The sequence below is a fragment of the Pseudomonas sp. B21_DOA genome (assembly GCA_030544685.1).
GTDB lineage: Bacteria > Pseudomonadota > Gammaproteobacteria > Pseudomonadales > Pseudomonadaceae > Aquipseudomonas > Aquipseudomonas fluorescens_AO.
Window position 1 is genome coordinate 1,980,933 of the sequence record CP086683.1, and the last position, 24,673, is coordinate 2,005,605.

The following is a 24,673-nucleotide window of genomic DNA, read 5'->3' on the forward strand; positions in this document are numbered from 1 at the left end:
CTACCGAAATTCAGTCGCCAAGGTTAGCGCTAACCGAGCCTTGTGCACACCAACCGCAGGCAAAGGGTTGACCTGTTTTTTCAATACGTTGCGCCGGATCCAGGACCCAGGCGCGGGTTTGCCACGGCGGCTGATGGCGCAGGTGCTGAGTGTGACCACAGGAAAGCTCGACCACCCAATGGCCGTCTTCGTCCTGATGGAAGCCGGTGATCGTCGAAACCCGTTTGTCCGGGTTGTGGTCGCTTTCACGCGATTGCTTCGCTAAACTTGGCCTTTCTATATTCTTATGCAAAAGGTCTCGCCCCATGCTGATCGCCGCCAATAAGGCTGTCTCCATCGACTATACCCTGACCAACGACGCTGGTGAGGTCATCGACAGCTCCGCCGGCGGCGCTCCGCTGGTTTACCTGCAAGGCGCAGGCAACATCATCCCGGGCCTGGAAAAAGCCCTGGAAGGCAAAGCCGTCGGTGACGAGCTGAAAGTGGCCGTTGAGCCGGAAGACGCTTACGGCGAATACGCCGCCGAGCTGGTCAGCACCCTGAGCCGCAGCATGTTCGAAGGCGTTGACGAGCTGGAAGTCGGCATGCAGTTCCACGCTTCGGCGCCGGACGGCCAGATGCAGATCGTCACCATCCGTGATCTGGACGGCGACGACGTCACCGTTGATGGCAACCACCCTCTGGCCGGTCAGCGCCTGAACTTCGAAGTGAAGATCGTTGATATCCGTGACGCCAGCCAGGAAGAAATCGCTCATGGTCACGTCCATGGCGAAGGTGGCCATCACCACTGATTTTCTGCGCTAAGCTTCGAGTACTGGAGAGGCGCCTGTGGGCGCCTTTTTAGTCCGCGGCTGTCCTTGGTGGCCTCGCCAAGTGGCTGTTTCGAGTAGAACACGAGAATCCTGGAGTTCGGCATGAGTGCTTTTCACGACCTTAAGTTGACAGCCCTGGATGGTCAGGAGCTACCGCTGGCGCCGTTCAAGGGCCAAGTCGTGCTGGTGGTCAACGTGGCCTCCAAATGCGGCTTGACCCCCAGTACGCGGCACTGGAAAACCTCTACCAGCAATATAAAGAGAAGGGCTTCACCGTGCTGGGCTTGCCTTGCAACCAGTTTGCCGGCCAGGAACCGGGCTCGGAGAAAGAAATCCAGGAGTTTTGCAGCCTCAACTATGGCGTGACCTTTCCGTTGTCGAGCAAGCTCGAAGTCAACGGCCACGAACGGCATCAGTTGTATCGCTTGCTGGCGGGCGAAGGCGCCGAGTTTCCCGGCGACATCACCTGGAACTTCGAAAAGTTTCTGCTCGGCAAGGACGGCCGGGTACTGGCGCGGTTCTCGCCGCGCACGGCGCCGGATGATCCGACAGTGATTGCCGCGATCGAAAAAGCCTTAGCCTGAATCAGAAAATCGCAGCGTTGAGCTGCGATTTTTTTACCTGACTTTTGACCCTTAATCATTCTGATCAATAGTGCTGTCACGGGGATGGCCTGCCGGATATTATCGCCGTCATATCGATCAATGTTCGTCGCCAATGTTTTCGTGGAGCCTCTCGATGCCCGTTCAAGCCCTGTTCAAACCGTTCCACCTCGGTGCCCTCGAATTGCCGACCCGGGTGGTCATGGCGCCAATGACCCGCTCATTCTCGCCGGGCGGCGTGCCGAATTCTAAAGTCATTGAATACTACCGTCGTCGTGCGGCCGCTGGGGTTGGTCTGATCATCACCGAAGGCACCACGGTCGGCCACATCGCGTCCAATGGCTATCCAAACGTGCCGCAGTTTTTCGGTGAAGCGCCACTCGCGGGCTGGAAAAAGTTGTCGACGCCGTGCACGCCGAGGGCGGCAAGATCGTCCCGCAACTGTGGCATGTCGGCAGCGTACGCCGCCTCGGCACCGAGCCGGACGCCAGCGTGCCGGGCTACGGTCCGTCGGAAAAACTCAAGGACGGTCAGGTCGTGGTTCACGGCATGACCAAACAGGACATCCAGGACGTGATCGCTGCGTTCGCCCAGGCTGCCAAAGATGCGCAGAGCATCGGCATGGATGGCGTGGAAATCCACGGCGCTCACGGCTATCTGATCGACCAGTTCTTCTGGGAAGGCAGCAATCAGCGCACCGATGAATACGGTGGCAGCCTGGCCAATCGTTCGCGTTTTGCCATCGAATTGATTCAAGCAGTGCGCGCGGCGGTCGGTGAAGGCTTCCCGATCATTTTCCGCTTCTCGCAATGGAAACAGCAGGATTACACCGCGCGTCTGGTGCAAACCCCGAAGCGCTGGGCGAGTTTCTCAAGCCGCTGTCTGACGCCGGCGTGGACATTTTCCACTGCTCGACCCGCCGCTTCTGGGAGCCGGAGTTTGACGGTTCCGACCTGAACCTTGCTGGCTGGACGCGCAAGCTGACCGGCAAGCCGACCATCACCGTCGGCAGCGTCGGCCTGGACGGCGAGTTCCTGCAGTTCATGGTCAACACCGACAAGGTCGCGCAACCGGCCAGCCTGGAGAATCTGCTGGAGCGTCTGAACAAAGAAGAGTTCGACCTGGTAGCAGTGGGCCGCGCGTTGCTGGTCGATCCGGATTGGGCGCAGAAAGTCCGTGACGGGCGTGAACAGGATATTCTGCCGTTTAGTCGTGAGGCGTTGATGACGCTGGTTTAAGCGGCGCCATTTCGAACCATTCGCGAGCAGGCTCACTCCCACCTTCGACCGCATTCCATCTGAAAGAATGCAGTACCCATGTGGGAGCGAGCCTGCTCGCGAAAGCTGTTTCTATGTCGCCGAAAATCTAAGGTTGTGCCTGAGCCCCAGTCACCACCAGCTCCCCCACACAAGCCCCACGCAAATACCCCTCGAACTGCTCGATAATTGCCCCCAGCCCTGGCGACTGCCATGCTGCCGCGCATTCAGCCTGACGCAGCGCAACCGCTCATCCTCCTCCAGCAACCATGCCGCCGCTTCGCAAAACGCCTGCTCATCGCCGGGCATGGCTGACACGCCGTTGTAGCCGTGGCGAATATGCTGCGCCGCCGCTGCCTGATCATAGGCAACGACGCCGAGTCCCGAAGCCAGGGCTTCCAGCACCACATTGCCGAAGGTCTCGGTGAGGCTGGGAAATACGAACAGATCCCCTGAGGCGTAGTGCGCTGCCAGCGCTTCCCCGCGCTGTGCTCCGCAGAAAATCGCCTCCGGCATCTCTTTTTCCAGCGTTGAACGTTGCGGGCCATCTCCGACCACAATCAGCTTCAGATGGCGCTGTGGATAAGTTTCCCGCAGGGTGTCAAAGCAGCGTTTGAGCAGCCCCAGATTCTTCTCCGGGGCGAGCCTTCCTACGTGGATAACCGCGATATCCGTATCAGAGAGCCCCCATTGCTCACGCAACGCGCTCTGACGTTTGCTCGGATGAAACAACTGGCTGTCCACACCCCGCGACAACAACGCCAGCCGCTCGAAATGCCGCCGCTCCAGCTCCAGGCGCTGACTGACGCTGGGCACCAAGGTCATTGCCGAACGATTGTGAAACCAGCGCAAGTAATGGGTCAGCATCCGCGTCAGCAGGCCGAGGCCGTACTGGCTGGTGTATTGCTGGAAGTTGGTGTGAAAACCGCTCACCACCGCAATCCCCAGGCGCCGTGCCGCACGCAGTGCCGACAACCCGAGCGGCCCTTCCGTGGCGATGTACAGCACATCCGGACGTTGGCGTTTCCAGCGCCGCAGCAGCTTATGCATCGACGATTGGCCCCACTGCAGCCCCGGATAGCCCGGCAACGGCCATCCGCGACACAGCAACAGTGCATCGTCTGTGCTGCGTTGCGGATCGCCGGCCTGGCGCGGACGCACCAGCTCCACCTGATGCCCACGTGCGCGCAGACCCTCGCACAAGCGGCCAAGGGTATTGGCCACGCCGTTGATTTCCGGAGGAAGGTTTCGCTAATGAGGGTGATATGCAGAGCTGTCGTCATGGCCTCAGTGTCGGCTGAGGCCATGTCGACGTTGTGACGTTCGGATGATGGATTTGTGACGCGGTCAGTGTTGAATCACCAGATTCTCGGCACCGCGCTCACGCACCCAGAACAGCGTAGCCCCGGCCACCGCCGCTGGCATCATCAGGATATTGACTACTGGAATCAGCAGCACCAGATAAACGATCCCGCCAAAACTCATGCTCTGCCAGCGCTTCTGCCGCAACCAGGCGAGCATCTCGTTCCAGCCGAGTTTGTGGTTGTCCGCCGGGTAGTCGATGTACTGGATGGCCATCATCCACACACCGAACAGCAGCCATAACGGCGCGGCGACAATATTCACCACCGGGATGAAGGAGAGGATGAACAGGCCGATGGCGCGCGGCAAGAAGTAGCCGAGCTTGCGCATTTCCCGGGCGAGGGTGCGCGGGATCATCGCGATCAGTTCGCCCCAGCTGAACGCCGGGAAATCATCGGTGCCGCGCACCACCACTTCGACTTTCTCCGCGAGGAAACCGTTGAACGGTGCGGCAATAATGTTGGCGAGCATGGTGAAGGTGAAAAACACCATCAAGGCCACGAGGACCACGAACAGCGGCCAGAGGATATAGCTTAGGAAACTCAGCCATTCAGGCAACGACGGCATCAGCGTATCGACCCACAGGCTGAACTGGTGGCCGGCCAGATAGATCAATCCGACGAACAGCACCAGGTTGATCGCCAGCGGCAACAACACGAACAGGCGCAGGCCAGGGCTCAGGACCAGTTTGAGGCCTTCGCGCAGGTATTGCGGGCCTGACAGAACAGGGGCGGGCATAAGGTGCTCCGAAGCAAGGGAAAACGCGCCGACGTTACCGGCTTTGCCCCAGCGGCGAAAGCGCGGCAGAGCAATCGACATTCACTGTAACAAAGAGGTCTATGTCGTCAGCGTCTCGGCATAGAGACCACCTATGAGCTGGATTGTTAAACCGTATTTCCTTAATCTTGCCCCCCTCGATACGCTGCACCCAACTTTTTACAGGACTGTCGAGTTCAAGCCTTCCCCAAGGTGTCCACGGTCCTTTTTTATTCCGCCGGCCGTCCGGCGTCCGCGCCAGATTTTTCATGGCCGGCCAACAGGAGCAGATTCATGTCTGAAGTCCGTCATTCGCGAGTGATCATTCTCGGTTCCGGCCCTGCCGGTTACAGCGCTGCGGTCTACGCGGCCCGTGCCAACCTCAAGCCACTGCTGATCACCGGCATGCAGGCCGGCGGTCAACTGACCACCACCACCGAAGTCGACAACTGGCCGGGTGATGTGCACGGCCTGACCGGGCCGGTGCTGATGGAGCGCATGCGCGAGCACGCCGAGCGTTTTGAAACCGAGATCGTCTTCGACCACATCAACGCCGTGGACTTCGCTGCCAAGCCGTACACCCTGACCGGTGACAGCGCCGTCTATACCTGCGATGCACTGATCATCGCCACCGGTGCCAGCGCCCGTTACCTGGGCCTGCCTTCGGAAGAAGCGTTCATGGGTAAAGGTGTTTCGGCCTGCGCGACCTGTGACGGTTTCTTCTACCGCAACAAGCCGGTCGCCGTGGTTGGCGGTGGCAACACTGCTGTCGAAGAAGCGCTGTACCTGGCCAACATCGCCAGCACCGTGACTCTGATCCACCGTCGCGAAACTTTCCGCGCCGAGAAGATCCTGATCGACAAACTCAACGCCCGTGTGGCTGAAGGCAAGATCATCCTCAAGTTGAACGCCAACCTGGACGAAGTCCTCGGCGACAACATGGGCGTCACCGGTGCGCGTCTGCGCAATAACGATGGCAGCTTCGACGAAATCAAAGTCGACGGCGTGTTCATCGCCATCGGCCACACCCCGAACACTTCCCTGTTCGAAGGCCAGTTGACCCTGAAAGACGGTTACCTGGTGGTGCAGGGCGGCCGTGAAGGCAACGCGACGGCCACCAGCGTAGAAGGCATTTTCGCTGCCGGTGACGTGGCTGACCACGTTTACCGTCAGGCCATCACCTCGGCCGGCGCCGGTTGCATGGCGGCACTGGACACCGAGCGTTACCTGGACGGTCTGCAGAACGCCACGTTCTAAGACCGCAGGGCACAAAAAACCGGCCAGAGATTGGCCGGTTTTTTGTGCCCGAGATTCGCAGCCGCCACGCATCCAGTATGGGAGCGAGCCTGCTCGCGAAAGCGGGGTATCAGTCGACATCAACGTTGAATGTCAGTCCGTCTTCGCGAGCAGGCTCGCTCCCACAGTGGGTAGGTGTGGCTATTGGGATCAGCGGCGGGTCAGGGGTTGTGCGCTGAATTTAACCCCGGCCAGGCCGTGCTTGATCAACGCGCGGATATTGCCGTGATCGCTGCCTTCAGGGGTCGCCAGCACCGAGCGGTAATGCTCGCCGAACGCCAGTAGCGCTTCTTCATCGCTCAAGCCTTCGAGCAGGGCCAGCCCCAGGGTCTTGCAGGAGCCTTCGTTCTGCCCGGCAGCGTTTTCCACGCCGCCGTTGTTGAACGCTTGCGGCTGGTAGTCGTAACCGGCGGCGATGAACGCCAGGGTGTCGGCGAAAGCATGCTCGCCGCTCTTGAGGCTGGCGCGCAGGGTGTTCAGATCAGTCATTGGGTTTTCCTTTGGCAAACGCTGCTTGCTGCTCGGCGCTGGCTTCTTGCTGGTATTGGGCCTTCCACTCGGCGTAGGGCATGCCATACACCACTTCTCGGGCATCATCGAGGCTGACCTCGATCTGGCGTTGGTCGGCCTCGGCCTTGTACCACTTGGACAGGCAGTTGCGGCAGAACCCGGCGAGGTTCATCAGGTCGATGTTCTGCACGTCCTTGCGGCTGTCGAGGTGAGCGACCAGTCGGCGGAAGGCGGCGGCTTCGAGTTCCAGGCGTTGTTGCTCGGTCATAAGGGTCTCTTCGAGACAGCTTCAAGCGGCAAGCTACAAGCTGCAAGATTGAATTTTGGGGGCGTTAGATTAACGCTTACGGCTTGAAGCTTGAAGCTTGAAGCTTGAAGCTTGAAGCTTGAAGCTTGAAGCTTGAAGCTTGAAGCTTGAAGCTTGAAGCTAGCGGCTCGCCGCGAGCGTAATCGATACCGACTCGGCGAAGCGCAGCGCGTGCGGCTTGTCGACCTCGACTTCGGCGTACAGCACCGATGCATTGGTCATCACCAGATCGAGCAATTCTTGCGTCAGGCGTTCGAGCAGCGCGAAGCGGTTGCCTTCGACATGCGCGATGATCGCTTTGGTGATGGTGCGGTAATTGAGCGCGTGGTCGATGTCGTTGTCACGCACGGCTTCTTGCGCCGCGTACAGGATGGTCAGGTTAATCAGCACGTCCTGCTTGTTGAGGATTTCATCCTCGTTGATGCCGATAAACGTGCGCAAGCGCAGATCCTTGACCCGGATGCGCGCCATTCCCGGTTGAAGTTGTGGCATTGATTTGCTCCGTCCAGTCTATTGCAGGCGTTCTGGTGGATATTACTCGACTCGCAACCGAAGCGGGACGGCCTATTTGACGTGCCGGCCGCCGTTGAGGGTCAGGGTTGTGCCGGTGACATAAGGATTGTCGAGCAGATAGCGCAGGCTTTGATAGATCACCTCGCTGCCGGGTTCGATGCCCAGCGCGGATCTGGCCAGCGCCTTGGCACGGTAAGCGGCGTCATCGTCGGGGTTGAACAACAGCAGCGCCGGAGCAATGCCATTGACCTTGATGGCGGGCGCAAAGCGCGCGGCGAACGACAGGGTAAGGCTGTCGAGCCCCGCCTTGCTTGCGCAATAACCGATGTGCTTGCTGCTGCCCTTGCGGGTGACGTCGTCGCTGATGTGAACGATGTCGGCTGGCGCCGAACGCTGCAGCAACTCAGCGCAGTGCAGGTTGATCAAGTAGGGCGCGAGCAGGTGGATACTGAACATGCGGTTGAAGGCTTCAGCTTCGCTGCCCGGAGTTTCCGCCAGCCATTCAGAAGCGTTGTGCACGATCGCGCGCAAACTGTCGGTGTGGGCTTTAAGTGCATCGATAAAAGCCAGAATCCCGGCCTCGCTGGAAAAGTCCGCGTACAGACCTGTCGCGCCCAGATCGCGCAATTGCTGCACGCCGGGGCGTTCGGTTCGGTACGTGAAGATGACTCGATGGCCATCTTCGAGCAAGCGCTGCGCACAGTGCAGGCCGACCCGCTGGCCGGCGCCGGTGATGAGGATCGGGGCTGCGGAATCTGGCATGGGCGGCTCGCTTCGCGGTTGAAGCGAAAACTATAACAGGCTCGCCGCCCGCTGCAGATCAGCGATTCTGCGCCGACGGTGTAGCCGCCAGTGGCCGCGTCGGTGGGCTGTTCAACCAGTTCGCCAGCAGCCGCGTCGATAAGGGGATGAAAAAATACACCATCAGCGGTGTCAGGCACGCCGTGCCGATCAATATCCGCGGCAACAGGCTCAACTCAGCCAGCAGCGGGCCGAGGATAAAGTTGAAAATAAGCGACACCGGGAAAAACGCCAGCCAGATCGCCACGGCTTGCTTCCAACGCGGTGGGCGTTGCCCGGCCGCACCGAACCAGCCTTCAATGCCACTGACCCGATGTTCTTTGGGATGCTCGAACAGATCGCTGCCACGGTTCAGCCAGGCTGTGCGCGACGCCGAGTACTCCCACGCATGCAGCGTCTGCTCATCGACAAAGCGGAAAATGATCTGGAATTCGTTGTCGCCTGGCGGCGGCGCAAGCACGCCGGAGCCCAAATAGCCGGGGAAGTCGGTTGCCAATTGTTCGCCTTCGCGCAGCCAGGCGATCAGATCGTGATAACGGCCATCGGCGACGCGACGCGCTACCATCAGCGTGACGGGGGAAGTAGACATTTTGTATCTCCGTATTTCGAGTGCGGCGCTCCGGGTAAGAGTCTCGCCTGACGCGGGCCGGGGTAGAGGCCTGCGCTTTGTAACAAGCAAGGATTATTCCTGATTTTGTCGATTAAACCAGCCACATTCGTCGTAGATCATTGCTTGGACGTTTGCGCCCCATCATGTTTAGAATGGGATCCAATTCACCGACATGGAAGTTGACCGCAGATGCCTGTAATCACGGACACTCGCCCGGCTTCGACAGCCCCCGGCGCGCTCGATCGCGAAGAGCTGTTTCCCATCCGCGAGGTGGCGCGGTTGACCGGTGTCAACCCGGTGACCTTGCGTGCCTGGGAACGCCGCTACGGATTGATCCAGCCGACCCGCACCGAAAGCGGGCATCGTCTGTATTCAATGAACGACATTGAGCGCGTTCGCAGCATTGTCGACTGGATCGATCGTGGCGTGGCGGTAAGTAAAGTCGGCAAGATTCTGGCGAAGACTGAACCTGCGAAGGTTCTGGCGAATTTTATTCCCGATGACCATGTGCAGGCCGATTACAAGCAATGGCAGGAGCAGATTCAGCAGGCGGTGAGTGCGTTCGACGACCAGCAACTGGATCGTGTCTACGGGCAGATTTTTCGTCGTACACGCTGCCGGTTGTGTTCGAAGCCATCATCCTGCCGTTGTGGCGGCAACTGCTTCAGCGCCAGGACGCGTTCGGGCAGACCAGCGAATGGTTGTTTTTCGATGGTTTTCTCAGGGCGCGCGTATTGCAGCGCATCGTCATGCTGCGTGGCGCGCAACCGCGTCGAATCATCGTCAGTGCACTCGCCGGGCAGTGTCGTGAACTTGAGTTACTGGTGGCAGCGCTGTTTCTCAGCGGCAACGATTCCGGTGTACGGGTGCTGACCACCGGCCAACCCTTCGACGAGCTGACCCTGGTTTGTGAAAAGGTCAAACCTGCGGCGCTTGTGCTGTTTTCCAATCATGCCCCGGGGCCGGAACTGCCGCGACGCCTGAATCGTCTGGCGATGAGCCTCGACTGCCAATTGATGCTGGCCGGCGATGCCTCGGATTTGGCTGAGGACAGCCTGGCCGGCTCATCGGTGGCCTGTCTTGGTAACGAGGGCGCGACCATGCGTCAGCGCATGAAGCAATTCATGGCAGGCAAACTGGATACCTGAAACTCAGGCGTGCAGGGCGGGGTGAGTCAGGCGATGTTGTTGCAGGATGAACTGGCGCAGGCGCTCGGTTTCGTCGGCATCGGTCTGGCTCAGTTCGTAAGCGAAGAAACCTTGCTCGGTTTCCCGTTCGAAATGGCCGCGCAGGGATATCCGCTCATAACCGGAAGGGCTGAACCACAGGGCGAAATGTTTTGGTGGCTTGGTCTTGTTGCGCACTTCCAGCAACACGCCTTTATGAGATACCTCATGCACCCACAGCGTGCCGGGCTGACCTTTGGCATTTTCCAGTGCCACCGGCTCTTCAAGCACCAGGCGCCAAGGGCGCACCATTGGGCCGTCTTCGTAAATGCTCGGCACACCGAGACGCAGATGCAGCGCGTGAAACTCGTCTTCCACCAGATGCAGCGGAAAAGTCATCTGCTGATTTTCGAAATTGGCCTGGATCGTCACTTGTTCATGAGCAGCCAGACGTGTCAGCAGATCACGGATTTGCGAACCGCCATTAACCAGCAGACTCGACGTCGCATCCCGCACATTCAATTGCGGGTTGTGCTGCATGGTCTGGATGAAATCCAGCTCGTCCTGGGTGAGGAGGGCGTCGCGCTGCATGGTTAACTCGAAGTGAATAGTTACAAAGTCATTGGTGATTGTAGTTAATGACCATCAGTTCGCGGTTTTGTTTGCGCCGTTCGTCGCTTTGAGTGCTGCCAACTCGCTTTGCAGCGCCGCCACTTGTGCTTCCAGCTGCGCAACCCGCTGCTGCGCCTTGACCTGAACCGTCACATCCTTCTGCACACCGATGAAATAGGTCTGTCCGTCATCGGCATTTTTTATCGTCGACAATGACAATTCGTTCCAGAACGGCGTGCCATCCTTGCGATAGTTGCGCAGTATTTCCCGGCAGCGACCGCCTTCACGCAATGTCTCGCGAATCAGCTGCAGGCTTGGTTGATCACGGTCTCCAGCCTGCAAAAAACGACAGTCCTGGTAGAGAATCTCCTCACTGCTGTAACCGGTCATGCGCTCAAAGGCAGGGTTGACGTAAATAAGGATGTTGTCCTGCTCGCCTTCCTTTTCAGCGACCACGATTCCGTCATTCGACGCATTGATCACCATTTGCAGCAGGCTGGCGTTGATCATCCGAGAATCCCTTCCGTTGTGTCAGTGGCAGGCATTCTAGAAGAAAGCCGCGGACTGTCTATAGGCCAGCACCTTCCATTGAGAGCGAATCGCAACATCGCAGCGTGGGCTGTTACTATCGCGGCTCTTTTTTCAGTTCCAGGATCAGATTGATGAAAGTCGCCATCCTCTCAGGTTCCGTCTACGGCACCGCCGAAGAAGTCGCCCGCCACGCCCAGAACCTGCTGAAAGCCGCCGGCTTTGCGACTTTCTACAACTCCCGCGCCACATTGGCCGATATTCAGGCGTTCGGCCCGGAGGCCCTTCTCGCTGTGACTTCGACCACGGGCATGGGCGAGCTGCCGGACAACTTGCAACCTTTGTATTCAGCTTTGCGCGATCAGTTGCCAGCTACCTTGCGCGGCCTGCCCGGCGCGGTGATCGCGCTCGGTGATGCCAGCTACGGCGACACCTTCTGCGGCGGCGGTGAACAGCTGCGAGAATTGTTTGCCGAACTGAGCGTGAACGAGGTGCAGGAAATGTTGCGCATCGACGCCAGCGAAAGCGTCACTCCGGAAACCGATGCCGAGCCGTGGCTGGCGCAACTGATCGACGCGCTCAAGGGCTGATCGCCCAGAGATGTCGCTGCACCTGGACAAGCGTCGTTGCGTTGGAACTGGTTCAGGCTGTTTGCGCGACTGACTCGTTCAGTCATCAAGCTGGCTGCCAATGCAACTACGCGATGCCTTGCGCCTGACTAGACTGCTGACACGAGCAGAACAAGAAGAACGCAGAGGTGCATACAGTGAGCGTAGCCCCCGTCCAATCGTCGCCGAATGTCAAAGACCAGGTCAGCGCTGCCGAGTGGCAGACCCGCGTCGATCTTGCCGCCTGTTACCGTCTGGTCGCGCTGCACGGCTGGGACGATCTGATCTTCACACATATCTCCGCCAAGGTGCCCGGCACCGAAGATTTCCTGATCAATCCGTTCGGGCTGATGTTCCACGAGATCACCGCCTCAAGCCTGGTGAAAGTCGATCAGGCTGGCAACAAACTCATGGACAGTCCCTACGAAATAAACCCCGCCGGTTACACCATCCACAGTGCCGTTCACGAAGTCCGCCACGATGTAGTTTGCGTGCTGCATACACACACCGCGTCAGGCGTCGCCGTTTCGGCGCAAAAGCAGGGGTGTTGCCGATCAGTCAGCAATCACTGTTCGTGTTGTCGAGCCTGGCTTATCACGCGTACGAGGGTGTGGCGCTGAATCATGAAGAAAAGGCGCGCCTGCAAGCCGATCTCGGCGACAACAATTTCCTCATGCTGCACAACCACGGTCTGCTGACCTGTGGCGGCACCATTGCCGATACCTTTCTGATGATGTTCACCTTCCAGCGTGCCTGCGATATTCAAGTCATGGCGCAAACCGGCGGGACGGAACTGATCGCCATCGAACCGCAGATCCTCGCCGGCGCCAAGGCAATGATTGCCGGCGTCACCAAGAGCGCTCAAGGCATGGGCGGCGCACTGGCGTGGCCGGCGCTGCTGCGCAAACTCGATCTCCAGGATCCGGGGTATAAATTCTAATGCCACTCGCCGAGATTCCCCTGTGTATCTGGCGCAAGCGCAGCCGGACCTTTGTTTTTCGTGGCCAGACGATCCATTACTGGGTGGCGGGACAGGGTGAGCCGCTGTTGTTGATTCACGGTTTTCCCACCGCCAGTTGGGATTGGCACTACCTGTGGCAGCCGTTGGCACAGCGTTACCAGGTGATCGCCTGCGACATGCTTGGCTTCGGCGATTCGGCAAAACCGCGCGGTCACACCTACAGCCTGCTGGAACAGGCCGATCTGCAACAGGCGCTGCTCGCCCATCTACAGATTGAACAAGCGGTGCACCTTCTTGCCCACGATTATGGCGACAGCGTCGCTCAGGAATTGCTCGCGCGGCACTACGAAAAACACCTCGACGTTGCCAGTTGTGTGTTTCTCAATGGTGGTCTGTTTCCGGAAACCCATCGTCCGCTGCTGATGCAGAAACTGCTGCTCAGCCCGATTGGCTGGCTGCTTGGTCGCGCATTCAGTCGTGAGGCGTTGGTCAAAGGTTTCCGGCAGATCTTCGGCCCGCAGACCCAGCCGACTGAAAGCGAACTGGATGATTACTGGAGCCTGGTCGAGAGCAACCACGGCCCGCGCATTCTGCACAAACTGATCACCTACATTACCGAACGCCGGGTGCAGCGCGAGCGCTGGGTGGCGGCCATGCAGCGTGGCGACGTTCCTCTACGGGTCATTGACGGCGCAGTCGATCCGATCTCCGGCGTGCACATGGTCGAGCGTTATCGCGAACTGATCCCTGATCCGGACACCGTGCTGTTGCCGGGCATCGGCCACTACCCGCAGACCGAGGCGCCGGTGCAGGTGCTCAAGCACTATCTGGCGTTTCGTGATCGTCTGGTATTGCCTCCGCGCAAAGTGGCGTACTCCTGATTCCACCGGGAGCACTCGCTCTCGGCGCTATACAGTCTCGACCATCCCCCTACCTTATCGCGCACCATTCAGCCTCAGCCGTGTTCGTTGTGAGCCAAAGCGTCGTGCCTGACACTCGGGAGCATTAACCCTTGGCCTGCTGGAGTTGCTGCGATGAATGAACCCGTGCGTTTCGAAGATAAAGTCGTGATTGTCACCGGCGCTGGTGGCGGCCTCGGTCGTGCGCATGCGCTGCTGTTCGCCAGGCAGGGTGCCAAGGTGCTGGTCAACGATCTCGGCGGCTCGACGCAGGGTGAGGGCGCCAATGCCTCGGCCGCCGACCGCGTGGTGGCGGAAATTCGCGAGGCTGGCGGTATTGCCGAAGCCAACCATGACTCGGTCACCGACGGCGATAAATTGGTGCAGAACGCTCTCGATGCTTTCGGCCGCGTCGACGTCGTGGTCAACAACGCCGGGATCCTGCGCGACAAATCGTTTCACAAGATGGACGACGCCGACTGGGATCTGGTCTATCGCGTCCACGTCGAAGGCGCCTATAAGGTTACCCGCGCTGCCTGGCCGCATCTGCGCGAACAAAACTACGGCCGGGTGATTTTCACTGCATCGACTTCGGGCATTTACGGCAACTTCGGCCAGTCCAACTATGGCATGGCAAAACTCGGGCTGTACGGGCTGACCCGAACGCTGGCGATCGAGGGCCGCAAGAACAACATTCTGGTCAACGCCATCGCCCCGACCGGCGGCACGCGCATGACCGAGGGCCTGATCCCGCCGCAAGTATTCGAGCAACTGAAGCCGGAACTCGTCAGCCCGCTGGTGGTGTATCTGGGCAGCGAGCAATGTCAGGAAACGTCCGGCCTGTTCGAGGTCGGCGGCGGCTGGATGGGCAAGGTGCGCTGGGAGCGCAGTCTCGGTGCCGGCTTCGATCCGCGCGAAGGGTTCTCGCCAGAGGATGTGGCGACGCACTGGCAGCAGATTTGCGATTTCGAAGGCGCGGCGCACCCCAAGGACAATATCGAAGCGTTGAAGGAAATGATGGCGAATTTGCAGAAGTATTCGATTTAAGCCTTCCCTCCGGTCACAGGGCTGCTGGGCCCTGATTCCCGCTCCCATGCGCATCGCACAAGAAATCGCCCATAAAAAGGCCGCTGCAAACGCAGCGGCCAAGGTAAGACGTTGGATCAAGGAGCTACAAATCAACGTCAGTGAACAGCGGGGCGATAAATCGAAGATCGATTCATCCGAAATCGGTAGCCAATCGCTTGCGCTTTCAGCGTAGCGGGCTTCGTGTTTTCCAGCGTGTGCCGGGAAAGCGCGCTCAGGATAAGGGCTTGCGCCTGTAGGAAAAATACCGATTCCAGACATGCACTGTTACGGGGCGCGCAACAGTAGCGTGGGCATGCATGGCACTGATGATGTGCCATCCAGCCAGTCCATGAACCACTCCAGGCCCCGCCGTACATGGCCATTCATCCTTTCGAGCGACAACGCAAATACCTCCTTGGTGCGCTTATCGACCGCTTCACCCGGCAGTAGGGTGGGGCCTTCTGTCACTCACCGGGGAAGACGCATGACAAAAACAACAATGCGCGCCATCTTCACACCGCAGGCGCTGGCCGCTGCGGTGGCTCTGGGTTGCTGCGCCCAGGCGCACGCGGTCGCCTTCAACATCGGCGAAATCGAAGGCACCTTCGACTCGTCACTTTCGGTCGGCGCGAGCTGGGGCCTGCGCGATGCCGACAATTCGCTGGTCGGCACGGTCAATGGCGGCAGCGGACAATCGTCCACCGGTGATGACGGGCGCCTGAATTTCAAGAAGGGCGAAACCTTCTCGAAGATCTTCAAGGGCATCCACGACCTCGAATTGAAGTACGGCGACACCGGCGTGTTCGTGCGGGGCAAATACTGGTACGACTTCGAACTCAAGGACGAAGACCGCGAGTTCAAACAGATCAGCGACAGCGGCCGCAAGGAGGGCGCCAAGTCTTCCGGCGCGCAGATCCTCGATGCCTTCGTCTATCACAACTACGCCATCGCCGATCTGCCGGGCACCGTGCGGGCCGGCAAGCAGGTGGTGAGCTGGGGCGAAAGTACCTTCATCGGCAATTCGATCAACAGCATCAACCCGGTCGACGTCTCGGCATTCCGCCGTCCCGGTGCCGAGATCAAGGAAGGCCTGATTCCGGTGAACATGCTGTTCGGTTCGCAGAGCCTGACCGACAAACTTTCGGTTGAAGGTTTCTACCAACTGGAGTGGGACCAGACCGTTCTCGACAACTGCGGCACCTTCTTTGGCGTCGACGTGGCAGCGGACGGCTGCAACAACGGTTACACGGTCGGCAGTCCGGCGGTGGCGCCGCTGGTGCCGCTGACCACCGCGTTCGGCCAAGGCATTCAGGTCACCCGCGAGGGCGTGGTGATCCCCGTGGCGGTGATCGTGATGCGCGCGATTCCGGGCAGTGGGGCACGGCGCTGCGCTGGCTCGGCGAAGACACCGAATACGGCCTCTACTTCATGAACTACCACAGCCGTACGCCGACGGTCGGCACCACCACGGCGGGGCTGTCGACGCTGGCGGCGTTGCCAGGTCTGGTCGGCATTGCCAACGGCCTTGCGCCTGGCAGCGGCGCGGGGCTGGCGCAAAGTGTGATGCTCGGGCGCGGTCAGTATTACCTCGAATACCCGGAAGACATTCGCCTGTACGGCGCGAGTTTCTCCACCACTCTGCCCACCGGCACCGCGTGGACCGGCGAGATCAGCTATCGGCCGAACGCACCGGTGCAGGTCAACACCAACGATCTGACCCTGGCATTGGTCAACCCGATTGCCGGCGGTACCGCATCGCCACTTGCGACTTCGCCGGGTGCCGACAACAAAGGCTACCGGCGCAAGGAAGTCACCCAGATCCAGAGCACCCTCACGCACTTCTTCGATCAGGTGCTGGGCGCCGAACGCTTGACCGTGGTCGGCGAAGCGGCGGTGGTACATGTCGGTGGACTGGAGTCACGCAGTGAGCTGCGTTATGGCCGAGATTCGGTGTACGGCCAGTACGGGTTCGGCGGCGACACCGACGGCTTCGTCACCTCGACTTCGTGGGGCTATCGCGCCCGGGCGATTCTCGATTACGCCAACGTCATCGGCGGGATCAACCTCAAGCCCAACCTGTCGTGGTCGCACGACGTTGCCGGTTACGGCCCCAACGGTCTGTTCAACGAAGGTGCGAAAGCCATCAGCTTCGGCGTCGATGCCGACTACCGCAACACCTACACCGCAAGCCTGAGTTACACCGACTTTTTCGGTGGCGACTACAACGTCCTCGAAGACCGTGACTTCGTGGCCCTGAGCTTCGGCGTGAACTTCTGATCTGCCCGAGAAGGATGACTGCAATGCGCAAAACGATTCTGCAATGTGGCGTGCTGGCCTTGAGTCTGCTGGCCGCCAACGTGATGGCGGCGGTGTCGCCGGATGAAGCGAACAAACTCGGCACCAGCCTGACCCCGCTCGGTGCCGAGAAGGCCGGCAATGCTGACGGTTCGATTCCGGCCTGGACCGGCGGTATCCCGAAAAACGCCGGCGCGGTAGACAGCAAAGGCTTCCTCGCCGACCCGTTTGCCAACGAAAAACCGCTGTTCACCATCACTGCCGCCAACGTCGAGCAGTACAAGAGCAAGCTGTCCGATGGCCAGGTGGCGATGTTCAAACGCTACCCGGAAACCTACAAAATCCCGGTCTACCCGACCCACCGCACTGTGGGCGCGCCGGCGGAAATCTACGAGTCGGCCAAGCGCAGCGCGCTCAACGTCAACGCGATCAATGACGGCAACGGCCTGGCCAATTTCACCGGCAATCGCTACTACGCGTTCCCGATTCCGAAGAATGGCGTCGAGGTGCTGTGGAACCACATCACCCGTTATCACGGCGGCAACCTGCGGCGGATCATCACCCAAGTCACGCCGCAGACCAACGGCAGCTATACGCCGATCCGCTTCGAAGAAGAGATCGCCGTGCCGCAACTGATGAAGGACATCGACCCGGAAAAAGCCGCCAACGTGCTGACCTTCTTCAAGCAATCGGTGACTGCCCCGGCGCGGTTGGCCGGTAACGTACTGCTGGTGCACGAAACTCTCGATCAGGTGAAGGAACCGCGTCTGGCGTGGATCTACAACGCCGGTCAACGCCGCGTACGTCGGGCGCCGCAAGTGGCCTATGACGGCCCGGGTACCGCGGCTGACGGCCTGCGCACTTCCGACAACTTCGACATGTTCTCCGGCGCGCCGGATCGCTACGACTGGAAACTGGTCGGCAAGAAGGAAATGTACATTCCCTACAACAGCTACAAACTCGACTCGCCGAAGCTCAAGTACGACGACATCGTCAAGGCCGGGCACATCAATCAGGACCTGACCCGTTACGAACTGCACCGCGTCTGGGAAGTGATCGGCACGGTGAAACCGAACGAGCGGCACATCTACGCCAAACGCCACATGTACATCGACGAGGACAGCTGGCAAGTGGCACTGGCCGATCACTACGACGGTCGCGGGCAACTGTGGCGCGTCGCCGAAGGCCACGCTCAGTATTACTACGATCACCAGGCTCAGGCCTACACGCTGGAAGCGCTCTACGACATCATTGCCGGCCGTTACATTGCTCTGGGCATGAAGAACGAAGAGAAGCACAGCTTCGAATTCGGCTTCGAAGCAAAGGCTGCCGATTACACGCCATCGGCCCTGCGCGCCGAAGGCGTACGCTGACGATTGGGCGCCACCGCTGGACAAAAGGCGACCACACGGTCGCCTTTTTTATGGTCATCAATCAGCGTGCTGAATACTCGTCAACAAGGGCGCGGGAGAGGGCTAGGGTGAGCGCACAACGATAAGAAGGCTCACCCGATGACCGCCATGACCGCGTGCCTGGATCGACCCGGATTTCTGCCCAGGCTTTCTTCACATCATCAGCCTCGCAATCGCCTGAGCGAACCGTTGCTGGCATCAAGCGCGCGGGTCAGGCTGTTATGTGCCCCCGCAGGCAGCGGCAAAACCGCACTGCTGACCGAATGCCTTCTGCAGGTGCGCTCAGATTGCGAGGCCATTTGGCTGCCGCTGGCAGGAGCAGCGTTCAGCCCCGAGGAATTCTGCCTGCGTCTGGCGCGGGCGCTCGGACTGGTCGAAGGTCTCGACATACCGCAACTGATGACGGAGCTGGCGCATTGGTCAAGGCCGACTTCGCTGTTTATCGACGACTACTGTCGTCAGCCAAATCCGCCTCTGGATGCTCTGCTGGATCGCTTGCTGGCGGTCAGCAGCCCGATGCTCACATGGTGGCTCAGCACTCGCCGCCGGCCGCAGTGCAACTGGCCGCGGCTGTTGCTCGATGACGAACTCTACGAGTCCGAGCCCGCCAGTCTGGCGCTGACTCACGATGAGGTTGTATCGGTGTTGCGCCATTTGCCGCCAGATCAGGCGGACCGTGTCGCCGCTCGTATCCTTGAGCGTACCGGCGGCTGGTGCGCAGGCGCGCGCATGGCGATTTTGCAAAAGTGCGACTGGTCGCAGAACCCGCAGCCGCAGCAGCGGGTCGACACGTTGCTCGACTATCTGCAGCACGAACTCTTCAACCACCTGACGCCGGAGCAGGACGAGGCGTGGCGTGTTCTGGCTCACCTGCCACGGTTCAACGCGCCGTTATGCGAGCATTTGTTCGGCCCCGGCGAAGGCGCGCAATTGCTGCACGATCTGCAAGTGCTGGGCTGTTTTATCGAGCCATGGCAGGACTCCGCTGACTGGCTACAGGTCTTCCCCGCTGTCGCGAATCATGCAAGCCTCGCTTTGGCCGTGCGCGCGTTCCTGGCACCGGCGCGCCTGTCAGTGGTTTACCGCGACGCAGGATTGGCGAGCAGCGTTCGAGCAAGCGTTATTGGCCGAGGAATACGAAACCGCCGTAAGCCTGTTGCAGCATCTGAGCTTTGAGGACTTGTTCGAAGACCAGACCGTCGTCCTGCTGTTGCGCTTGCATGAGCAACAGAGTCAGGAGCTGACCTTGATGACTGCGCAGTTGATCGGGCTGGTCACCGGGGCTTTGTTGTTCGCCGGCCGATTCGAACAGGCCGGGGAATGCCTGGCCCATCTTGCGCGCTTCATGCCGCAGCCGACAGCGCATCTGCAACAGCAGTTGCTGGCGCGTTGGCAAGCGCAACAGGGCTGGCTCAGTCATCTGCAAGGGCAGATGGAGCCGGCGCGCGCCTGCTTTCAGGAGGCGCTTGCGGCGCTGGCGGATGATGCCTGGCAGGCCCGTTTGATGTGTCTGTCGGGGCTGACCCAGCAGGCGTTACTGTGCGGTGAGCTGGATCAGGCCCATGCCCTGAACCGCGAAGCGCTGTGCCTGGCGCGTGCTCACGGCTCATTGCTGTTCGAAGGGTTGCTTGAGCTTGACCACGCGCAATGGCTCGAGCAGCGCGGGCGCCCCTGCGTGCAGAGAATCTGCTGGTGGACATCGAGCACCTGCTGCGCCAGCGCATCATGGTGCCCACGCCGCTGCTCGGCCGGATTGCCCTGCGCCGCGGACGGCTGGCGCTGTGCATGGGCCTTGAGGCGCAGGCCGCGGAGCTGTTCAGCCGCGGCCTTGAGGATTGCTCGCGCAGTGCTGACAAACGGGTCTTGTATGGCTACCTGGGGCAGGCGCAACTGGCCGGTAATCGCGGCGATTATGCCTGCGCTTTCGAACGCCTGCGCGAAGCGGAGAGGGTCATGCAACAGCGGCAGATTCCCGATACGGTTTATCGCGGCGTCGTGCTGCAGGTCAGTAGCCAGTTCTGGTTGCAGCAGGGCCGGCCGCAACTGGTGCAGGAGGCGCTGGGCCGGCTGTTACGGCATTACTGTGGACCTTCTGCGCTGCAGGCGCCTCCCGCGACGTTTGAGCTGATTATCCGCATTGAATACCTGCTCGCCTGCGCGCATGCACAATTGAATCGATCCGAAAATTGTCTGCCAACGATTGAGCGATTATTACGTCACGCCCATGCCAAAGGCATGCTGACGGCGGAAACGGAGTTACTGCTGGCCTGCGCCGAGTTGGCCGAATCGAGCGGTGACACGGCAGCGGCACAGCAAGCTTTCCAGCGCGCCGGGATGCTGGTGGAGCGCTGCCGGTTACAGCAGGCCCTGCGGGAATGGGAATTGCGCCGAGGCAATGCCGGCCAAATGTCCGGGGCGCAAGTTCCGCCTTTGCATTCCGAGCCGGGCGACCCTGCGCCGGGGCTGAGTCGGCGTGAACGCGAAGTGCTGATGCTTATTGCTCAAGGCGCTTCGAATCAGCAAGTTGCCGAGAAGCTCTTTATTTCATTACATACCGTCAAGACTCACGCAAGGCGTATCAATGGCAAGTTGGGTGTGGAGCGTAGAACCCAGGCTGTGGCGAAAGCCAAGGTAATGGGGCTAATTGTTTAGTGGGCCGTACAGATTAATAAAAGTTAGTTTGTTTCCGTTCGTTGTGCATGTTTTGTAAATTGTTTGATCTTTTGGTCGGTGGAAAAAGAATTTACCTTGCCGGCTATCTGCAGTGGCTGCAATCGCAGCTCTGGATAGTTATAAAACAAGGACAAGTTGTGAGTAAATTGTTTAAAAGCCTGATGCGCCATTCGCTCGGAGAGCAAGTTACATGGGCTGAAGAGTGGGAAAAGGCAAGTCAGGCAAAATCCAGACTTTTTGCAATCATCGATGCAATGCCGACCGTGGCAGATACATTGCGGAATTTGCTTGAGAGTGAGTTGGCACGGCTGCGCAAGAATATTGATATCGATAAGGTGTACATCAATACAGACCCTGCTTTTCCGGCTGATGAAAATCGACCGTCGGGCACGCTTTGGGAAGTGACTCTTTATTGCCTGGATAACAATGTCAGCCCGCTCTACATTGACGGCAGCGATGGAGTTTTCCTTCTCCCGGATACGTTTGGCGAGCAGTTCAAAGTCAAAACCCTCGATACGCTGATTGTCGAAGATCTGATTGCGGCAGTGTCTGCCGGACTGCCAACAGCGCTGCGCAGCGACATCGGAAAGTTCTGGGCGGCTTCGGTGCAATCCGCTCGTCCCGACGCTGAGCCGTCGTCCAACAAGCAGGCATTCATCGAGGCCTACGCGTCGGTCACGAGTGCAGAGCTTTCGCTATCGGTCATGGCCAATAATTTTGACGCCAGTCTGGGTGAGAGATTCGCTTATCTTCTCGACGGCATGGGCCGCGGGACATTTGAAGTCAACCTCCGGCCTGTGCCGGATTATCTCCAGTCGTTGCAACCCTGCTTCGTTCTTGACAATGCCGAGCGTCCGGAAGCGGAAATGCCGCTGGTCAATGAGTCAACCAGCTATCTCCTGCATACGCCGGAAAACGGCTTTGAGCTATTTGAGAAAAACAGCGAATTGCACGAACATCTGCAAGGCCGACTCTCTGTGCCCGGCGACCAGATCCGATATCTGAAAGCCGGTCAGAGCGCTCATCGGTTCTGCGCAGAGGCACATCTCAAGGGCCAGCTTGACAGCGTGTCGGCATTGGTCGATGGCCGTGAGCAACTGGATACTACGCTGACCTCTGCGCTGCAGGAAAACCAGCAAATGCATGTCCTGCGCTATGGCATCAATACCCGCTTCTTCCTGCTTTGGCGAGCGTTGAAACGTACCGAATGGCCAAACTGGCTGGTGGCCGCCAGCAGTGACGTCCAAGAGCGATATACCGAACTCGAGGACTCCAGGGATCAATACCAGGCTGATTATTCAACTGCGTTCGATGCATGCTTTTCGTTCAAAGACTATGTTTTGCGTACCTTCGCTGGATGGGCCGGGCGGGTCCTCGGCGAACAGCTGGATCCAGAGGCGATAAGCGTCCATAGCTCTTACACTCTGCGCATTGCCGGTCGCACTATTGAGCAGGAAGATACCCGGACTCTGACAGAGTTTATTGTGTTCGGCCTGCATGACAATGATCACAAAGCCACCCTCACTATTACCGGCGCGCCCAATGGAAGCCGGTTCACGGCCGAAGCACTTGAGCAGTGGCTGGCGCACCGCAACGTTCGGTTGGAATATGCACAGGACCTCGCTTCAGCACCTTCTGTCGACTATCAGGAGGCCTATCGTAACTATCTGTTCAGCCAGATGGAGTTTGCGGTTTTTGTTGCTCGGCACTCTGGGCGGCTGGATTCCACCGATGCGGAAATTATCGAGCGGGTCATGGCCAATGATTCCTCGGTGACTATCCAGGGATTGAAAATCAGATTACATGGACCGGCGTTGAAAGATGTCCTGATGATCTCGGCCGGAGGATACGCACCGTCGCTGATGTTCATCAAAACCCCTGCAGGTGATTTCGAACTGCACAAGTTTTCCAATATTTACGCGGCGAACCGCTGGTTGGAGACGGCGCTGACGTCAAATCGTGAATACGCGGCGTTGTTGATCCACCCAGACTACCTGAACGGTGCGGGTGTTTTGCGCGTCAATGCTCTCTCACAGCTGGAATATAGCTATACGCTGGATGGTCAACCGGTCGAGCTGCATCTGGACTCTGAAGCCCCGTTGGCAGACTACGTGAATGTCGCCTACCGCGCTGAAGTGGCGCTGCATAAAGCCATTGCACCGGCAGCTTATCGGGCGATTGGTTTCGAAGGCCGCAAGCGCTACGCCGGTTTGACCACCGAGCTCAAGGCGCTGTCCACAGTGGATGCGCGGGACAACGGATTCCCGACGTTCGAGCAATTCACCTATGACGCCGTTAAGGCACAAATAGAAGAAATCCTGCGTTCTCGCGGGACTGACGTTGCGGTCAATCCCGACCATATTTTTGTGCAGACCGAAGATTATCGTAAGAGTGTGACCGACGTCTTGCTCGAGGGGCTTGCCTTTGAAGCGGTGCATCCGGCTTACGAAACAAAATTCAGCCCAAAATACTATCTGGTGAATGGGCATCCCAATATTGAAAAACTGGATATCCGCGACCTTTCTTCGCTGTCGAAAACATTCCGCCCCGGTGACCGATATGCCGCAATGCTGAAGGAACAGTATCTGGACAAGGCTCACCCGGATTACGCATTCAAACGTGCGGTGCACGCTCGAAAAATTCGTTGTGAAATGAACTGCAACGCGTTTTCCGACTTTTTTAACGGCAGATTGTCGTCTGAGACTTTTGCAGCGGTGCAGCGCGTCATTGATAGTCTGAAGGAAAGTGGCGGGTATCAGTCGATCGTTAATGACAACTTTGAGGGTGATGAGGGACTTTACAAGTTAAACGTTGGTAAGCTGGGTTTGGCAGCAACCTGGGACCGCACGGTGGGTGGCGTTTATATATTTCGTCTGAAACTGCTATCCGGTTTCCATGATTTGCTCTACACGCCCGACGCGCCAGATCTTGTCAGCTTCCGGCCGATCGCAGAGTTCATTCCTTCGATTCGTTTCCGATATGGTCCGTTCAGAGAGTATTACAGTGGGCGGATAATGCTGGTTGACAAGCAGGTGGTTGAAAGTTATTTCGATGACCTGGTTGCCACCCTTGATACCAGACCGGTCCTCCGCACGCAAAATCGCGCAAAGCTTCCTGATCTGTTTACTTTCCATGACGAGCGTGTACGCCGAGTACTCAGTGACATAGACGAACGCACCACCAGTCTCAATGAAGTAATCGCCAGCCTGATTTATGACAACCTGTTGAAGGCCGCAAACATTGTCAGCCTCGTGGTGCCACCGATAGGTACGGTGGTCGTCGCCGTTCAAATGATGAAGAGCATCTACGATGCATCACAGTCGCACCGACGCGGGGATTATTCCGCTGCGCTGGGACATGTACGCGATGTATTGACCGGATTGCTGACATTAGGCAAGGCTGCGGCGGCGGGCGCACCCGCAAAACAACTTACCCGGGTGCAGCGCTCGTTTCTCGACATGTTTGAAGACGCTCGGACGGTCGCCGAACTCGTTACGTATTACACCGGCCATGAAGACCCCCAGGATGAGCTGATCGGCTTCTTCAAGTCACTGATGGAAGATGCTGGCGCCGCATTGAGCAAGACCACAGTGCGCTGAGCCGTTTCGAGTGCTCATAGTCCGGAC

General features: G+C 58.9%; 17 protein-coding genes and 7 pseudogenes. 14 read left to right on the forward strand and 10 right to left on the reverse strand.

Annotation, left to right across the window (positions count from 1 at the left end):
* Nucleotides 1–10: 10 nt before the first annotated feature.
* A complete protein-coding gene (locus tag LJU32_08995) occupies nt 11–337 on the reverse strand; it encodes a DUF3565 domain-containing protein (GenBank protein WKV90305.1) in 327 nt (108 codons plus the stop codon).
* Here LJU32_08995 and LJU32_09000 point away from each other — a divergent pair.
* The 3 genes and pseudogenes from LJU32_09000 to LJU32_09010 all read left to right on the forward strand — a co-directional run bounded on the left by LJU32_09000 (nt 306) and on the right by LJU32_09010 (nt 2,652).
* Nucleotides 306–791, forward strand: coding sequence for a peptidylprolyl isomerase (locus LJU32_09000; protein WKV90306.1), 486 nt, complete (start codon nt 306–308; stop codon nt 789–791). The two genes, LJU32_08995 and LJU32_09000, sit on opposite strands and share 32 nt — an antisense overlap.
* A 123-nt stretch (nt 792–914) precedes the next feature.
* Nucleotides 915–1,396 (forward strand): annotated as a pseudogene (locus LJU32_09005) (glutathione peroxidase).
* 154 nt (nt 1,397–1,550) lie between these two features.
* Nucleotides 1,551–2,652 (forward strand): annotated as a pseudogene (locus LJU32_09010) (NADH:flavin oxidoreductase).
* 127 nt (nt 2,653–2,779) lie between these two features.
* On the opposite strand, the pseudogene LJU32_09015 reads toward LJU32_09010, so the two are convergent.
* Both LJU32_09015 and cysZ read right to left on the reverse strand, forming a co-directional pair.
* Nucleotides 2,780–3,977 (reverse strand): annotated as a pseudogene (locus LJU32_09015) (glycosyltransferase family 1 protein).
* A gap of 40 nt (nt 3,978–4,017) precedes the next feature.
* Nucleotides 4,018–4,770 carry a sulfate transporter CysZ gene (gene cysZ, locus LJU32_09020; GenBank protein WKV90307.1) on the reverse strand — a complete coding sequence of 251 codons (753 nt, stop codon included), beginning with the start codon at nt 4,768–4,770 and terminating at the stop codon, nt 4,018–4,020.
* Nucleotides 4,771–5,082: 312 nt separating this feature from the next.
* Here cysZ and trxB point away from each other — a divergent pair, with 312 nt between their 5' ends.
* Nucleotides 5,083–6,045: a thioredoxin-disulfide reductase gene (trxB, locus tag LJU32_09025; GenBank protein WKV90308.1), complete on the forward strand. Its 963-nt coding sequence runs from the start codon at nt 5,083–5,085 to the stop codon at nt 6,043–6,045.
* A 189-nt stretch (nt 6,046–6,234) separates the two neighbouring features.
* On the opposite strand, the gene LJU32_09030 is transcribed toward trxB, so the two are convergent.
* The 5 genes from LJU32_09030 to LJU32_09050 form a co-directional block, all read right to left on the reverse strand.
* Nucleotides 6,235–6,573 (reverse strand): HopJ type III effector protein, encoded by a 339-nt coding sequence (locus tag LJU32_09030; protein WKV90309.1) that lies wholly within the window; start codon nt 6,571–6,573, stop codon nt 6,235–6,237.
* The gene (locus LJU32_09035; protein WKV90310.1) at nt 6,566–6,862 is read right to left on the reverse strand and encodes a DUF1244 domain-containing protein; all 297 of its coding nucleotides are present in this window, start codon (nt 6,860–6,862) and stop codon (nt 6,566–6,568) included. The genes LJU32_09030 and LJU32_09035 overlap by 8 nt, the downstream gene beginning before the upstream one ends.
* Before the next feature lie 159 nt (nt 6,863–7,021).
* The gene (folX, locus tag LJU32_09040; GenBank protein ID WKV90311.1) at nt 7,022–7,393 is read right to left on the reverse strand and encodes a dihydroneopterin triphosphate 2'-epimerase; all 372 of its coding nucleotides are present in this window, start codon (nt 7,391–7,393) and stop codon (nt 7,022–7,024) included.
* A 72-nt stretch (nt 7,394–7,465) separates the two neighbouring features.
* Nucleotides 7,466–8,176, reverse strand: coding sequence for a dihydromonapterin reductase (gene folM, locus LJU32_09045; protein WKV90312.1), 711 nt, complete (start codon nt 8,174–8,176; stop codon nt 7,466–7,468).
* 58 nt (nt 8,177–8,234) lie between these two features.
* Nucleotides 8,235–8,804 carry an antibiotic biosynthesis monooxygenase gene (locus tag LJU32_09050; protein WKV90313.1) on the reverse strand — a complete coding sequence of 190 codons (570 nt, stop codon included), beginning with the start codon at nt 8,802–8,804 and terminating at the stop codon, nt 8,235–8,237.
* 210 nt (nt 8,805–9,014) lie between these two features.
* Between LJU32_09050 and LJU32_09055 the strand changes: the two are divergent.
* Nucleotides 9,015–9,973: pseudogene (locus LJU32_09055) on the forward strand (MerR family transcriptional regulator).
* Nucleotides 9,974–9,976: 3 nt separating this feature from the next.
* Here the strand turns inward: LJU32_09055 and LJU32_09060 are convergent.
* Complete coding sequence (locus LJU32_09060; GenBank protein WKV90314.1) at nt 9,977–10,582, reverse strand: hypothetical protein; 606 nt, start codon at nt 10,580–10,582, stop codon at nt 9,977–9,979.
* Between the two features lie 54 nt (nt 10,583–10,636).
* Entirely contained in the window at nt 10,637–11,113 is a 477-nt protein-coding gene (locus tag LJU32_09065; GenBank protein WKV90315.1) for a PAS domain-containing protein, read from the reverse strand.
* Nucleotides 11,114–11,265: 152 nt separating this feature from the next.
* On the opposite strand from LJU32_09065, the gene LJU32_09070 reads away from it, so the two are divergent.
* The 9 genes and pseudogenes from LJU32_09070 (at nt 11,266) to LJU32_09110 (ending at nt 24,646) form a co-directional block, all read left to right on the forward strand.
* Entirely contained in the window at nt 11,266–11,721 is a 456-nt protein-coding gene (locus LJU32_09070; protein ID WKV90316.1) for a flavodoxin, read from the forward strand.
* Between the two features lie 176 nt (nt 11,722–11,897).
* Nucleotides 11,898–12,679 (forward strand): annotated as a pseudogene (locus LJU32_09075) (class II aldolase/adducin family protein).
* Nucleotides 12,679–13,581 carry an alpha/beta hydrolase gene (locus LJU32_09080; GenBank protein WKV90317.1) on the forward strand — a complete coding sequence of 301 codons (903 nt, stop codon included), beginning with the start codon at nt 12,679–12,681 and terminating at the stop codon, nt 13,579–13,581. Before LJU32_09075 ends, LJU32_09080 begins: the two are co-directional and overlap by 1 nt.
* Before the next feature lie 153 nt (nt 13,582–13,734).
* Entirely contained in the window at nt 13,735–14,646 is a 912-nt protein-coding gene (locus LJU32_09085; GenBank protein ID WKV90318.1) for an SDR family oxidoreductase, read from the forward strand.
* A gap of 46 nt (nt 14,647–14,692) precedes the next feature.
* The gene (locus tag LJU32_09090; GenBank protein ID WKV90319.1) at nt 14,693–14,860 is read left to right on the forward strand and encodes a hypothetical protein; all 168 of its coding nucleotides are present in this window, start codon (nt 14,693–14,695) and stop codon (nt 14,858–14,860) included.
* 291 nt (nt 14,861–15,151) lie between these two features.
* Nucleotides 15,152–16,944: pseudogene (locus tag LJU32_09095) on the forward strand (DUF1302 domain-containing protein).
* 23 nt (nt 16,945–16,967) lie between these two features.
* Nucleotides 16,968–18,335: a DUF1329 domain-containing protein gene (locus LJU32_09100; protein WKV90320.1), complete on the forward strand. Its 1,368-nt coding sequence runs from the start codon at nt 16,968–16,970 to the stop codon at nt 18,333–18,335.
* Between the two features lie 138 nt (nt 18,336–18,473).
* Nucleotides 18,474–21,026, forward strand: a pseudogene (locus LJU32_09105) (LuxR C-terminal-related transcriptional regulator).
* 59 nt (nt 21,027–21,085) lie between these two features.
* A complete protein-coding gene (locus LJU32_09110; protein ID WKV90321.1) occupies nt 21,086–24,646 on the forward strand; it encodes a hypothetical protein in 3,561 nt (1,186 codons plus the stop codon).
* Nucleotides 24,647–24,673 lie beyond the last annotated feature (27 nt).

Bases quoted from the DNA above. Each gene is read 5' to 3' on its own strand.
- LJU32_09080 (WKV90317.1), top strand. From the start codon at position 12,679: ATGCCACTCGCCGAGATTCCCCTGTGTATCTGGCGCAAGCGCAGCCGG.
- folX (WKV90311.1), bottom strand. From the start codon at position 7,393: ATGCCACAACTTCAACCGGGAATGGCGCGCATCCGGGTCAAGGATCTG.
- LJU32_09090 (WKV90319.1), top strand. From the start codon at position 14,693: ATGCGCATCGCACAAGAAATCGCCCATAAAAAGGCCGCTGCAAACGCA.
- LJU32_09070 (WKV90316.1), top strand. From the start codon at position 11,266: ATGAAAGTCGCCATCCTCTCAGGTTCCGTCTACGGCACCGCCGAAGAA.
- LJU32_08995 (WKV90305.1), bottom strand. From the start codon at position 337: ATGGAGACAGCCTTATTGGCGGCGATCAGCATGGGGCGAGACCTTTTG.
- LJU32_09100 (WKV90320.1), top strand. From the start codon at position 16,968: ATGCGCAAAACGATTCTGCAATGTGGCGTGCTGGCCTTGAGTCTGCTG.
- LJU32_09060 (WKV90314.1), bottom strand. From the start codon at position 10,582: ATGCAGCGCGACGCCCTCCTCACCCAGGACGAGCTGGATTTCATCCAG.
- LJU32_09085 (WKV90318.1), top strand. From the start codon at position 13,735: ATGAATGAACCCGTGCGTTTCGAAGATAAAGTCGTGATTGTCACCGGC.
- trxB (WKV90308.1), top strand. From the start codon at position 5,083: ATGTCTGAAGTCCGTCATTCGCGAGTGATCATTCTCGGTTCCGGCCCT.
- cysZ (WKV90307.1), bottom strand. From the start codon at position 4,770: ATGCCCGCCCCTGTTCTGTCAGGCCCGCAATACCTGCGCGAAGGCCTC.
- folM (WKV90312.1), bottom strand. From the start codon at position 8,176: ATGCCAGATTCCGCAGCCCCGATCCTCATCACCGGCGCCGGCCAGCGG.
- LJU32_09030 (WKV90309.1), bottom strand. From the start codon at position 6,573: ATGACTGATCTGAACACCCTGCGCGCCAGCCTCAAGAGCGGCGAGCAT.
- LJU32_09065 (WKV90315.1), bottom strand. From the start codon at position 11,113: ATGATCAACGCCAGCCTGCTGCAAATGGTGATCAATGCGTCGAATGAC.
- LJU32_09050 (WKV90313.1), bottom strand. From the start codon at position 8,804: ATGTCTACTTCCCCCGTCACGCTGATGGTAGCGCGTCGCGTCGCCGAT.
- LJU32_09035 (WKV90310.1), bottom strand. From the start codon at position 6,862: ATGACCGAGCAACAACGCCTGGAACTCGAAGCCGCCGCCTTCCGCCGA.
- LJU32_09000 (WKV90306.1), top strand. From the start codon at position 306: ATGCTGATCGCCGCCAATAAGGCTGTCTCCATCGACTATACCCTGACC.